Annotated in this window: 12 protein-coding genes, 1 tRNA gene and 1 pseudogene; 10 read left to right on the forward strand and 4 right to left on the reverse strand. The window is 43.5% G+C overall.

Translation table 11 applies throughout. The annotated features are described in order from the left end of the window. Nucleotides 1-2: 2 nt before the first annotated feature. A complete protein-coding gene (ygfZ, locus tag WDV74_RS04010) occupies nt 3-1004 on the reverse strand; it encodes a tRNA-modifying protein YgfZ (RefSeq protein WP_338884773.1) in 1002 nt (333 codons plus the stop codon). A gap of 250 nt (nt 1005-1254) precedes the next feature. Between ygfZ and sdhE the strand changes: the two genes are divergently transcribed. Together sdhE and WDV74_RS04020 are read left to right on the forward strand one after the other, a co-directional pair. Beyond that, on the forward strand, nt 1255-1521 hold the full coding sequence (gene sdhE / locus WDV74_RS04015; RefSeq protein ID WP_338804699.1) for an FAD assembly factor SdhE: 267 nt from the start codon (nt 1255-1257) through the stop codon (nt 1519-1521). Next, a complete protein-coding gene (locus tag WDV74_RS04020) occupies nt 1502-1930 on the forward strand; it encodes a protein YgfX (RefSeq protein ID WP_338884774.1) in 429 nt (142 codons plus the stop codon). Before sdhE ends, WDV74_RS04020 begins: the two co-directional genes overlap by 20 nt. A 6-nt stretch (nt 1931-1936) precedes the next feature. Here WDV74_RS04020 and fldB read toward each other — a convergent pair whose 3' ends face one another. Next, a complete protein-coding gene (gene fldB / locus WDV74_RS04025) occupies nt 1937-2455 on the reverse strand; it encodes a flavodoxin FldB (protein WP_338885529.1) in 519 nt (172 codons plus the stop codon). 126 nt (nt 2456-2581) lie between these two features. Here fldB and xerD point away from each other — a divergent pair, with 126 nt between their 5' ends. From xerD to WDV74_RS04060, 7 genes are all read left to right on the forward strand, one after another. After that, nucleotides 2582-3508 carry a site-specific tyrosine recombinase XerD gene (xerD, locus tag WDV74_RS04030; protein ID WP_338884775.1) on the forward strand — a complete coding sequence of 309 codons (927 nt, stop codon included), beginning with the start codon at nt 2582-2584 and terminating at the stop codon, nt 3506-3508. A 33-nt stretch (nt 3509-3541) separates the two neighbouring features. Continuing rightward, nucleotides 3542-4243, forward strand: coding sequence for a bifunctional protein-disulfide isomerase/oxidoreductase DsbC (dsbC, locus tag WDV74_RS04035; RefSeq protein ID WP_338884777.1), 702 nt, complete (start codon nt 3542-3544; stop codon nt 4241-4243). A gap of 70 nt (nt 4244-4313) precedes the next feature. Further along, entirely contained in the window at nt 4314-6047 is a 1734-nt protein-coding gene (gene recJ, locus WDV74_RS04040; RefSeq protein ID WP_338884779.1) for a single-stranded-DNA-specific exonuclease RecJ, read from the forward strand. Nucleotides 6048-6181: 134 nt separating this feature from the next. Continuing rightward, nucleotides 6182-7280 (forward strand): peptide chain release factor 2 gene (gene prfB, locus WDV74_RS04045; RefSeq protein ID WP_189760350.1). Its coding sequence is split into 2 segments (ribosomal slippage): nt 6182-6256 and nt 6258-7280, totalling 1098 coding nucleotides; the frame shifts between segments, so codons are not numbered across the junction. Nucleotides 7281-7289: 9 nt separating this feature from the next. Continuing rightward, nucleotides 7290-8810, forward strand: a complete 1521-nt coding sequence (gene lysS, locus WDV74_RS04050; RefSeq protein ID WP_273570444.1) for a lysine--tRNA ligase — start codon at nt 7290-7292, stop codon at nt 8808-8810. A gap of 171 nt (nt 8811-8981) precedes the next feature. Next, nucleotides 8982-9055, forward strand: a tRNA-Gly gene (locus WDV74_RS04055). A 234-nt stretch (nt 9056-9289) separates the two neighbouring features. Further along, complete coding sequence (locus WDV74_RS04060; protein WP_338884781.1) at nt 9290-9463, forward strand: IS1 family transposase; 174 nt, start codon at nt 9290-9292, stop codon at nt 9461-9463. Here WDV74_RS04060 and WDV74_RS04065 read toward each other — a convergent pair. Beyond that, nucleotides 9424-9732: pseudogene (locus tag WDV74_RS04065) on the reverse strand (DDE-type integrase/transposase/recombinase); the annotation flags it as partial. The gene WDV74_RS04060 and the pseudogene WDV74_RS04065 overlap by 40 nt on opposite strands. Before the next feature lie 211 nt (nt 9733-9943). Beyond that, complete coding sequence (locus tag WDV74_RS04070) at nt 9944-10840, reverse strand: LysR substrate-binding domain-containing protein (RefSeq protein ID WP_338884783.1); 897 nt, start codon at nt 10838-10840, stop codon at nt 9944-9946. Nucleotides 10841-10934: 94 nt separating this feature from the next. On the opposite strand from WDV74_RS04070, the gene WDV74_RS04075 reads away from it, so the two are divergent. Beyond that, nucleotides 10935-12452, forward strand: coding sequence for an MFS transporter (locus WDV74_RS04075; RefSeq protein ID WP_338884785.1), 1518 nt, complete (start codon nt 10935-10937; stop codon nt 12450-12452). Nucleotides 12453-12510: the final 58 nt, after the last annotated feature.

The raw sequence follows: 12510 nt of genomic DNA on the forward strand, positions 1-12510 counted from the left end.
AGTTATTTTTCTTCGTCTAGTGAATAAGGCAATGTTTGAATGGTAAGAGTACTACTTTCATCATCACGAATACGAAATACGCTCCCTGCTTCCATATCATTATTCATGACCACTTGTACCCAGATTGAGCCATCAACCAGTTTGACTGCTGCCAATACTGAACCGGTTCGACGCCATTTCTCGCCCAATTGCCATTCCAAATCATCGCCAACAGCCGGTAGGGAAGCAGCATTACCTGCCAGCCAGTACATGGCTCGCTTGTTTGCTCCACGATATTTGGCTCTGGCTACCATTTCTTGACCGGTATAACAGCCTTTCTTGAAGCAGATACTATTTTCGATTGCTTGAAGGTTGGTGGCCTGTGGAATAAATTGTGCGCTGCTGGCAGCATCAATCACTGGGAACCCGGCTTCAATTTCCAACGCCAGCCATTGCTGGCTGTCATTCAACTGCGGTTGACATGTTGCGATTAACGTTTCGGTTAATTTAGCGGCAGTTGTGTTGTCCGTGACGATAAGGAAACGTTCAGCGGGAAGGGCGAAGTGGAGGAGGGTGGTAGCTTCGTGTTGGATAACAGGAGATTCGGTATCAGGCAGGGTTGGAAAGAGGGGAGTCAGCGCTTCCCGGCTTCCTGTGCCAGCGATACCGAGCAAGATATTTGCTTCATCTTTGGCAAGTGTTACTTTGGAAAACACAGCATACTTTTTCAATTCGGTTAATTGGGTTTCCAACAATGAACGGCGTTCAATATAGGCAAAACCTTCACCACGCTGAAACAGGCGTAAGTTACTCCACATCTTGCCCTTGGCATCACAATGGGCAGTTAATACGTGCTGGTTATCATTCAGGGAAGTCAGATCGGCTGTAATCTGACCTTGCAGATACTTTTTCGCATCAGCACCAATGGCTGTCACTATCCCCCAATCATCAAGGGAAATTAAAGTCAGTGGTAGTGTTGCCGAAGGGGATGGATCTTGTGCAGAAAACGGTGTGTGGTAAGTCATAGCAGCTCCTGCCAGTAAACTAACTAAGAAATAACACTAATGGTAAAAGAGATGCAGTTTAATGCAAAGGGATTATGTTTGTTATTTACAGATAAGGCATGCATGGTCAATTTGTTGCGATAGGCTTCGCATCTTATCGATATATCTTGTGATCTCACCGAGGCAGATGATGAAAAACAGCCCAGAATCGTTGATAATCTGCTTACCGTCTTAATGGCACGAATGAAAATGATAAAGAGGCTTTTTAAACATGGATATTGAGAATAAAGCACGTATTCACTGGGCATGTCGTCGTGGAATGCGTGAACTGGATATTTCTATCATGCCATTTTTTGAATATGAATATGATTCATTGGGTGATGATGACAAACGGATTTTCGTTCGTTTGCTGGAGTGCCCCGATCCTGATCTTTTCAATTGGCTGATGAATCATGGACGGCCCGAAGATGATGAACTGTACCATATGGTGAAATTGATCCAGAGCAGAAACCAAGCCCGTGGTCCTGTGGAACAATAAATTAAGGGTGTCTCGCCAGACTCGCCTGTTTTCCACGGGTGTGCATGGCGCAGTCGTAATTGCTGCTTTGCTGGCACCTTGGCCGATTTACAGTGCTTTTTTGGGGCTTTTATTTTTCTGGTTTCCACTGTTTGCCATCGTTATAAGTAGCTTGGCGTGGAGCCAGAAAAATATCCGGCAGTGTCAGGGGCAGTTGGTATTGTTCGAAGGCAACAAAGTGCATTGGCAAAAAGCTGCCTGGCGTATCGCCCAGCCCCCGTGGCTCCATCGCTATGGGATGATGGTTATGCTCCATGCATTTAGTCAGGCAGAAAATAGGTACGTTCGGTTATGGATAGCATCAGATAGTATGTCGCCCGCGGCCTGGCGTCATTTGAATCAATTGATGCGCCAATACCCTGGACGGTGATGATGGCTAAAACAACGCTTCCATTTCAGACAATATCTGCATGCACCATTCACCTAAGCGTTCATCTGTTTGTTCGAATTGGTTCACATCATCCAGAGCCAGCCCGACAAAATGTTTGCCATCTTCGAACAACGGTTTCGGGCTGGTAAATTCATAACCGTCTGTTGGCCAAAACCCTATAAACTGTACACCCGTTGGTAGCAGATGGTGATACAGCATTCCCAATGCATCCAGAAACCACTCGCCATAATCGATCTGATCACCCATGCCATACATAGCAACGATTTTTCCTGCCAGATCTAACGAGGGAAGTCGATCCCAAATAGCCTGCCAATCCTCCTGTAATTCGCCGAAGTCCCAAGTCGGGATACCGAGGATCAGGACAGAATATTCTTCCATCAAGCAGGGATCACAATCCTTGACATCATGCAGGTCGATCAGATCTTCACCGAGTATATCGCGTATTTTTTCTGCTACCATTTCTGTATAGCAGGTACTGGAGCCGTAAAAGAGACCAATTTTCATCATTAAGTTATCAGGGAATTTCGAATATCAAGATCGGTATTGTAACAGAATAATTGCTTTTTCAGGCATAATAGCCCGATTGGAAGGCACAGATAGGCAGACAAAAAGAAGGAATAAAGAGACATAATGCCAAAAAAACATAACCTATTAGATAATCCCCCATCGGCTAATCCCCTGATAGAGCAATTTCTCGATACCATCTGGCTGGAAAAAGATCTGGCCGAAAACACCCTGGCTTCTTATCGGCTTGATTTACAAGCTTTGAACAATTGGTTGATGCATTATGATCACGATTTACTTTCAGTACAGCCGATAGAATTACAGTCGTTTTTAGCTGAGCGAGTGGATGGCGGTTATAAAGCCAGTAGTTCAGCCCGCTTGTTGAGTGCAATGCGGCGGTTGTTTCAGTATCTATATCGTGAAAGAATGCGGGAAGATGATCCAACCGCATTATTATCTGCGCCTAAATTGCCTAAACGTCTGCCCAAGGATTTAAGTGAAAAACAAGTTGAGGATTTGCTAAACGCGCCTTTGGTTGACCAACCACTCGAATTGCGAGATAAAGCCATGCTGGAAGTGCTTTATGCTTGCGGATTGCGAGTTTCAGAACTGGTTGGCCTGACCTTATCTGATGTGAGCTTACGCCAGGGAGTGATCAGAATTGTGGGGAAGGGCAATAAGGAAAGGTTGGTTCCTTTGGGAGAAGAGGCGGTTTATTGGCTGGAAAAATATCTGGAATATGGACGCCCGTGGTTATTGAATGGTTCTGTATCTGATGTATTTTTCCCCAGTAAGCGGGGAACGCAGATGACACGCCAGACGTTCTGGCATCGGATCAAACACTATGCCGTATTGGCAAGCATTGATGCTGAACGCTTGTCACCCCATGTCTTACGCCATGCTTTTGCAACACATTTACTTAATCATGGTGCAGACTTACGTGTTGTGCAGATGTTATTAGGTCATAGTGACCTCTCCACAACCCAGATTTACACCCATGTAGCCACCGAACGTCTCAAAGTGCTGCATCAACAACATCACCCCCGTGGGTAACTGCGGGATTAAGTGAAAATAAAGGAACAAATAATGAAGAAGATCGCGTTTTGCCTTTCATTACTGTTGACTGCTGTTGCCAGCAACGCCTTTGCTGATGAGAGTGCTATCAATAACACATTGTCTAAAATGGGAATTAAGGCAGAAAGTATCACGCCATCACCACTACCCGGTGTGAGTTCAATTTTAACTGAGCATGGCATTATTTACCTATCGGATGATGGTAAGTACCTATTACAAGGGCCACTTTATGATGTTAGTGGCAAAGTACCCAAAAATATCAGCAACCAGGTTCTGGTTAAAAAATTGGAAGCTTTGAAAAATCAAATGATTATTTACAAAGCGCCAAAAGAAAAACATGTTGTTACTGTTTTTACTGATATTACCTGTGGCTATTGCCGTAAATTGCATGAGAGTATGCAAGAATACAACGAATTGGGGATTACTGTCCGTTACCTGGCGTTTCCTCGTCATGGTTTGCAACACCAGTCAGCTAAAGATATGCAGTCTATTTGGTGCAGTGCAACACCGAATAAATCACTGAATGCTGCTTTCAAAGGTGAAAATATCTCCCCAATTAAAGAGTGTAAGGCAGATATTGCTAAACAATATCAGTTAGGCTTGCAGTTTGGTGTTCAGGGCACACCGGCTATCGTCCTAAAAGATGGCAGCGTGCTCGGTGGTTATTTGTCACCGAAAGATTTATTGGCTGCGTTGGAACACCATGACGATTAATTGAAATTGTTTATGTTCCCATTCAGTAAATACAAAAATTCGTGAATAAAAAATCAATGAATAAGAAACTGTGAGTAGAAAAATACAACTCCGCCGCCGACCGGTGGCGGATCCTGGCCATCTTCCCAACGATATCCATCCGTTATTGCGCCGTTTATATGCTATGCGTGGTATACAGCAAGTTGATGAACTGGAGCGTAGTGCAAAGGGACTCCTCAATTACCAATCCTTCAATGGTATTGAGCAGGCTGTTACCCTATTGGTCACTGCATTACATGAACATTGGCGCATCGTGGTAGTTGGCGATTTTGATGCAGATGGAGCAACCAGTACCGCTTTGAGCATCCGCGCTTTGCGGGCAATGGGATATCGCAACCTTGATTATCTTGTGCCAAACCGTTTTGAAGATGGTTATGGATTAAGCGCTCAGGTGGTTGATGAAGTTGTCAAAAGAAGCGCAGATCTGATTATCACCGTGGATAATGGGATCTCATCCCATGATGGTGTAGCCGTGGCACATCAACATGGCATCAAGGTGATCGTCACCGATCACCATTTACCGGGCGAAACATTGCCAGCCGCAGATGCCATTATGAATCCTAATTTAGTTGACTGCGCTTTTCCTTCTAAGGCGTTGGCAGGGGTTGGTGTTGCATTTTATCTGATGTCTGCACTCAGGGCTGAATTGCGCAAACTGGCATGGTTTGAGCAACAAGGTATTCCATTACCCAATTTGGCGGAACTGCTGGATTTAGTGGCATTAGGTACAGTGGCTGACGTGGTTCCCCTCGATACCAATAATCGCATTCTGGTATATCAAGGACTCAATCGCATTCGGGCAGGGCGTTGCTGTGTGGGAATACGGGCGCTGCTCGAAGTTTCCAAACGGGATGCGACAAAATTGGCCGCCAGTGATTTGGGATTTGCGTTGGGGCCACGATTAAATGCCGCTGGACGTCTGGATGATATGTCCGTTGGGGTGGCATTATTACTGGCTGATGACATGGCGCAAGCCCGCCAGATTGCTTGCGAGTTGGATGGCCTGAACCAAACCCGTCGGGAAATCGAACAGGGTATGCAGCAAGAAGCCTTGCAGATCTGCGATAAAATCGAGCGAACCCATACCCAGCTACCTTACGGATTAGCCATTTACCATCCCGAATGGCATCAGGGGGTAGTGGGTATTTTGGCATCACGTATTAAAGAGCGTTTTCATCGTCCAGTCATTGCTTTTGCTCCGGCAGGCGATGGCACTTTGAAAGGCTCTGGGCGTTCCGTAAATGGCTTACATATGCGAGATGCACTTGAACGTCTTGATACTCTGCATCCAGGACTGATGTTGAAATTTGGAGGTCATGCGATGGCAGCGGGATTGTCGATTGAACAAGACAAATTTGATCTTTTTCAGCGCTATTTTTCCGAACTGGTCGCTGACTGGATGGATATAGCCCAACTTGAAGGTGTGATCTGGAGCGACGGCGAATTAGCATTGGAAGAGTTATCGTTGGAAGTGGCTGAAATCCTACGTGATGGTGGTCCGTGGGGGCAGGCATTTGCGGAACCGGTTTTTGATGGCAAATTTAAACTACTGCAACAGCGTATTGTGGGTGAAAAGCACCTAAAAGTCATGCTGGAACCCTTAAATGGTGGACCAATGTTAGATGGCATTGCATTTAATATTGATGTCAGTTGCTGGCCGGATAATAGTATCAAAACAGTAGAATTGGCCTATAAACTGGATATTAACGAATTTCGTGGTAATCGTGATGTTCAGCTTTTGATCCAGCATATTTGGCCCTATTGAATGAACTTAGGTTTCTAGTTGCATTTAAAAAGGGAAGGGTATGAACCCCTTGATAGATCCGTTACAATGCACGGTTCGAAAATATCCATGCGACCATCGTTTATTCATAATACACAACGTATAAGACACGAAATATGTTTGAAATTAATCCGGTAAAAAATCACATTCAGGACCTGTCTGAGCGGACAGCAGTTCTGAGGGGGTATCTTTGACTATGATGCCAAGAAAGAACGTTTAGAAGAAGTCAATGCTGAACTCGAACAGCCTGATGTCTGGAATGAACCGGAACGGGCACAGGCGTTGGGTAAAGAGCGTTCATCACTTGAAAGCATCGTAGAAACCATTGATCAGCTGACTCAGGGATTGGAAGATGTGAACGGCCTGCTGGAATTGGCCGTTGAAGCTGATGACGAAGAAACCTTCAATGAAGCCGTCGCTGAGTTGGAACAGCTGGAAGAGAAGCTGGGTCAACTGGAATTCCGTCGCATGTTTTCTGGCCAATATGACAGTGCAAACTGCTATCTGGATCTTCAGGCGGGATCTGGCGGTACAGAAGCGCAGGATTGGGCCAGCATGTTGATGCGTATGTACCTGCGTTGGGCAGAATCCAAAGGCTTTAAGACAGAAATTATTGAAGAATCTGATGGTGATGTTGCGGGTTTGAAATCTGCCACCATCAAAATTATGGGTGAATATGCTTACGGTTGGTTGCGTACAGAGACGGGCGTTCATCGCTTAGTACGTAAAAGTCCTTTCGATTCAGGTGGTCGCCGCCATACATCATTCAGTTCTGCCTTTATCTATCCAGAAGTGGATGATGATATTGATATCGAAATCAATCCAGCTGATTTACGCATTGATGTATACCGTGCCTCTGGTGCTGGTGGTCAGCACGTTAACAAAACCGAATCTGCAGTACGTATCACCCACGTACCGACAGGTATTGTAACCCAATGTCAGACAGACCGTTCTCAGCATAAAAACAAAGACCAGGCGATGAAGCAGTTGAAAGCGAAACTGTACGAACTGGAAATGCAGAAGAAGAATGCAGATAAACAAGCAATGGAAGATAACAAATCGGACATTGGTTGGGGGAGCCAGATTCGCTCTTACGTTTTGGATGATTCTCGCATTAAGGATTTGCGTACTGGTGTAGAAACCCGCAATACTCAATCTGTGCTAGATGGGGATCTGGACAAATTCATTGAAGCAAGTTTAAAAGCTGGCCTATGAGGAACTAAAATGTCACAACAACAACAAGGTGCTGAACAGGCTCCTGATTTAAATAACGAACTGAAAACGCGCCGTGAAAAACTGGCTGCCCTGCGCAGTAACGGCATTGCTTTCCCAAATGATTTTCGTCGCGAAAACATTTCCGTAGATCTGCATGCTAAATACGATGACAAGACCAAGGAAGAATTGGAAGCGCTTGACATCGAAGTGACTGTTGCTGGTCGCATGATGACACGTCGTATCATGGGTAAAGCCTCTTTTGCCACCCTGCAAGACATGGGGGGGCGCATTCAGATCTATGTTTCCCGTGATGACCTGCCGGAAGGCATTTACAACACTCAGTTCAAGAAATGGGATTTAGGTGACATTTTAGGTGCGCGCGGTAAGCTGTTCAAAACCCAAACGGGTGAACTTTCTATCCATTGTACTGAGTTGCGTTTGCTGACTAAGGCATTGCGTCCACTGCCGGATAAATTCCACGGCTTGGCGGATCAGGAAACTCGCTATCGTCAGCGTTATTTGGATTTGATCTCGAACGATGAATCACGCAAGGCATTCCAGATCCGTTCCCGCGTGATGTCGGCATTACGCAGCTTCATGATCCAAAAAGGTTTTATGGAAGTTGAAACGCCAATGATGCAGGCGATCCCTGGTGGTGCAAGTGCGCGTCCATTCATTACGCACCATAACGCGTTGGATATCGACATGTACCTGCGTATTGCGCCAGAACTGTACCTGAAACGTTTAGTCGTCGGTGGTTTTGAGCGTGTTTTCGAAATTAACCGCAACTTCCGTAATGAAGGTGTTTCTCCGCGCCACAACCCAGAGTTCACGATGATGGAACTCTACATGGCATACGCGGATTATCAGGATCTGATCGTACTGACCGAAGAACTGTTCCGTACCCTGACTCAAGAAGTACTGGGTACAACATCGGTGAAATACGGCGAACAGGAATTCGATTTTGGTCAGCCTTTTGCCAAGATGACCATGAAAGAAGCGATCTGCAAATATCGTCCAGAAACCAACATGGCAGATTTGGATGATATGGACAAAGCGGTTGCTATCGCGAAATCCTTGGGTATTGACGTTGAAAAGGGCTGGGGCTTAGGCCGTATTCAGTGTGAAATCTTTGAAGAAACCGCGGAAAGCCATCTGATTCAGCCGACGTTCATTACAGAATATCCGGCAGAAGTTTCTCCGTTGGCACGCCGTAACGATGATAATCCATTCATTACTGATCGTTTTGAATTCTTCATTGGTGGCCGTGAAATTGGTAATGGCTTCTCGGAGCTGAACGACGCGGAAGATCAAGCAGAACGTTTTGCAGAGCAGGTTCGCCAGAAAGATCAGGGTGATGACGAAGCGATGTTCTACGATGAAGACTACATTACTGCGTTGGAGCACGGCTTGCCGCCAACAGCAGGCTTAGGGATTGGTATCGACCGTATGGTGATGTTGTTTACTGACAGCCACACCATCCGTGATGTTATCCTGTTCCCGGCAATGCGTCCACATACGCATAAATAATCGTTTCTCGATTAAAACCAGCTAAAAGCGCTGTCCGGTTAACCAGACAGCGCTTTTTTACATACATCAAAAAATCTTAAACAACCGATTGAAATATAGACAAATATTAACGATATACTACTTGCTGAGATTCAGTAAGAGGTATATATTTAACGCCATCACTTCGTTGATGCGAGTGTAGTTCAATGGTAGAACGAGAGCTTCCCAAGCTCTATACGAGGGTTCGATTCCCTTCACTCGCTCCAAATACACTTCTCTTATAGTCAATTACAAAATATAATTAAATCAATAGATTAATGTCTTTGTTACTCTCTTAGCTGAATCAACCCGTCATTCCGGTTTTTGGAATGGTCAACCCAGACGGAAGTATCAACCAAAATAGTCATCATGCGGATGGCTTTTCTCGGCGACGGGGAACTATCTGTATTTCGGTCATGCTCCCAATAATCAGATGTTGTGGTAATTTATGGTAGGTGAATATGACTAAAGTTGATGTGATTTGTCGTTATTGTCACAAAACAGAAGATGCGAAAGGGCATGGAAAAGGGAGTAGTGGGCACCAGCGTTATCACTGTTATGCCGGCCGTAAAACCTTTCAATTAAATTACACCTATCAGGCTTGCAAACCCGGAGTAAAAGCGCATAACGAATAAAACTGTTTCCAGGCTGGGATATCTCTGGCATTTTCCATCTGTCCCTTTTTAAGCATTCGATGCAATTCTATTCCCGCAATCGTGGCCACTGCCGTTTCAAATGATTTAAATCCGAGCATCGGCTTTGTGATGCGCTTAATGCCCCGGTGATCCTGTTCCACCCGGTTGTTCAGGTATTTTATCCGGCTCATCTCAATCAGCCAAGGCCAGAGCCCGAGAAATAAAAGGTTATTGATGCGCTCCAGTGCCGCGGTATTGGCTCCGGATTTATAGGCTGGCAGTATACCTGACTTTCCTATTTTCGACAGAACCAATAATAAATCATCTTCACTATTTAAAACTTATGATACATTTGATTTATCAAGGATCATGATAATAACCCATTATTTATTATTTTATTTATATCTAAATGTGATAACAAAATTAGTGATTTATTTAGCAGGGACGTGTTTATTATTGATAGAGATATATGCTTAATTATTATATTCCTTCGGTTGGCCAACATTTTTCAATCCAATCACTTAATGCAATTATTCGGTTGAGGACATAACTATTTTGTGATCTTAAAAGATGAACAGGAAGTATGGGTAAAGTCCAATCGGGTAATAGTCTGATTAGCTTTCCATCTTGAATAGCTTTATTGAATAACCACATTGGGCCTGCATGAATACCAGCTCCGTCACATACTGCTTGGTAGATTGCTCCCACATTATTAAGGTAAAAGCTACTGGACAGCTCTACTCGTTCTATGTGCCCATTACAGGATAACTGTAGGCGAGCTGGGTAGGCATTTTGATGTAGTGAATAAATAATAGATCTATGTTTTGTCAGATCTTGTGGGTGAAGTGGAGTTCCATATTTGTTCAGATATACTGGGCTTGCGCACAATACTCCAGAAATATTACCCAATTTTTTAGCGACTAATGTTGAGACTGATAATTCTCCAATTCGGATTGCAAGATCAATTCCTTCCTGCCGGAGATCTAGACAATTATCTGAAAGAACTAAGTCAAATATAATGTCTGGGTTTTTTTGCTGAAATATAGTTAGCCATTGTGTGACATAGTGTTCTCCAAAATTTACTGGGGCAGTAATTTTAATTTTACCCGCTAGTGAATTACCGCTGATATCACTCAAGATACTATCTACTTCATTTAGTAATGGGCGCATTTTCTCATAAGCCAGTATTCCTGTATCTGTCAGGCTTAATTTCCTAGTTGAACGATTAATTAATTGAACTTTTAACTGATGTTCAAGAGTAGCTAAACGCCGACTCGCGACAGAGGGATCTAATCGCAAATCTTTTGCTGCTTTTATCAAACTTCCTTTTTCAACAATCCGAAAAAAAAGATGCCAGAGGGCCAGATCATGATTCATGTTATTTCCACAATTTTTATTTGAGAAAATAGCAATATTATTATGATATTATATAAGTAAAATCAAATTATTAAAATTTTGATGAGGATATGGTATGCAGGTAGAAAATAAGAAACCATCGCGTGGCTATTGGGTATTAGCTGCTGTTTGTATCGCTGGGATGATTTTACCTCTTGAATATACAGGGCCGGCTGTAGCTTTACCTGCTATCCAATCTGAATTAGGAGGTAGTGCAATTGCATTATCTTGGGTTATCAATGCGTTTGCGTTAAGTTTTGGTAGTGCTGTCATGGCAGCGGGAGCGTTAGCTGACCAATATGGACGCAAGAAGATGTTCGTGAGTGGTATAACTGGATTCACACTATTTTCTCTTATTGTTAGTGTTGCGAGCAGTGTTGTTTTTCTTGATTTATTGCGAGGAATACAAGGTTTTTTTGCCGCTTTGACGATGGCTGGAGGGAATGCCGCATTAGCTCAGGAATTTGATGGAAGGGCAAGAACAAAAGCTTTTGGTTTATTAGGAACAGCTTTTGGTGTGGGTTTAGCATTTGGACCCGTGATATCAGGTACTCTAATAGAAGTATTTGGCTGGAGGTCTGTATTTTTACTGGGAGCTTTGTTTGGTGGTGTGGCACTGGTCATTGGTGTTATTCAGATGCGTGAATCGCGCGATCCCAACGCCGTAAAACTCGATATTAAAGGCGTATTTAGTTTTACTGCATTTTTAGTATTACTAACATTCGGTATTATGCAAATTCCGCAGAGTGGTATTGGAAGTACTTCTGTTATTGCATTGTTCAGTGCTTCCATCATGATGTTGTTTATTTTTATTAAATGTGAATTATCACATGCCCGTCCAATGCTAGATCTATCGCTTTTTCGGTTTAAAAAATTTGTCGGAGTACAATTTTTACCATTGGCAACCGCGGTTTGTTTTATTGTGTTACTTATTCTATTCCCAATTCGGTTAATTGGTATTGAAGGTTATAGTGCAATTAAAGCAGGAGAAGTCATGATCGCACTATCGGCTCCTATGCTTGTTGTTCCTTTTCTTGCGGCATTGTTAACTCGCTGGTTTTCATCGCCAACACTTTCGTGTATTGGTTTATTATGTGCAGCGGTAGGGTTAGCATGGTTAGCAAATATACCTATTGGAGCACAATCAACAGAATTAATTTTTCCACTGATGTTAATAGGGATTGGAACTGGATTTCCGTGGGGGTTAATGGATGATCTTTCAATTAGAGCAGTTCCTATAGAGCGAGCAGGAATGGCAACAGGCATTTTTACGACGATGCGAGCTTGTGGTGAGGCAATATGTGTTGCAGGCGCACTAGCAATGTTAAATTTTCTTCTACAGATGAATTTACAGCAAGTTTCTCAACAATCTCACAATGTGATTTCTACAGCAGCAAGTAATTTGACAACAGGTAATTTTGATAATGCTAGAGACTCATTTATTTATCTATCTGAGCAGGAACTACTAGCTATTTATAGCGATTCATTTAGTGTATTAGTATATACATTAATGGGAATAACAATACTGTCTGTTATTGTTTGCTTTATAACATTGAGAAATGAAAAGGCAGCTATTAACTCTAATCAATTTTGATATGAAAATTTAGCAAAATCCGCCGTAAACCCTCGCCCAATGCGGGTAGGGATATAAG

Source organism: Xenorhabdus sp. TH1 (assembly GCF_037260955.1).
GTDB classification, from domain to species: Bacteria; Pseudomonadota; Gammaproteobacteria; order Enterobacterales; family Enterobacteriaceae; genus Xenorhabdus; species Xenorhabdus griffiniae.

What these genes read in the sequence shown, in the direction of transcription:
- ygfZ (WP_338884773.1), bottom strand. Translation starts at nt 1,004, where the DNA reads ATGACTTACCACACACCGTTTTCTGCACAAGATCCATCCCCTTCGGCA.
- sdhE (WP_338804699.1), top strand. Translation starts at nt 1,255, where the DNA reads ATGGATATTGAGAATAAAGCACGTATTCACTGGGCATGTCGTCGTGGA.
- fldB (WP_338885529.1), bottom strand. Translation starts at nt 2,455, where the DNA reads ATGAAAATTGGTCTCTTTTACGGCTCCAGTACCTGCTATACAGAAATG.
- xerD (WP_338884775.1), top strand. Translation starts at nt 2,582, where the DNA reads ATGCCAAAAAAACATAACCTATTAGATAATCCCCCATCGGCTAATCCC.
- dsbC (WP_338884777.1), top strand. Translation starts at nt 3,542, where the DNA reads ATGAAGAAGATCGCGTTTTGCCTTTCATTACTGTTGACTGCTGTTGCC.
- lysS (WP_273570444.1), top strand. Translation starts at nt 7,290, where the DNA reads ATGTCACAACAACAACAAGGTGCTGAACAGGCTCCTGATTTAAATAAC.
- WDV74_RS04060 (WP_338884781.1), top strand. Translation starts at nt 9,290, where the DNA reads ATGACTAAAGTTGATGTGATTTGTCGTTATTGTCACAAAACAGAAGAT.
- WDV74_RS04070 (WP_338884783.1), bottom strand. Translation starts at nt 10,840, where the DNA reads ATGAATCATGATCTGGCCCTCTGGCATCTTTTTTTTCGGATTGTTGAA.
- WDV74_RS04075 (WP_338884785.1), top strand. Translation starts at nt 10,935, where the DNA reads ATGCAGGTAGAAAATAAGAAACCATCGCGTGGCTATTGGGTATTAGCT.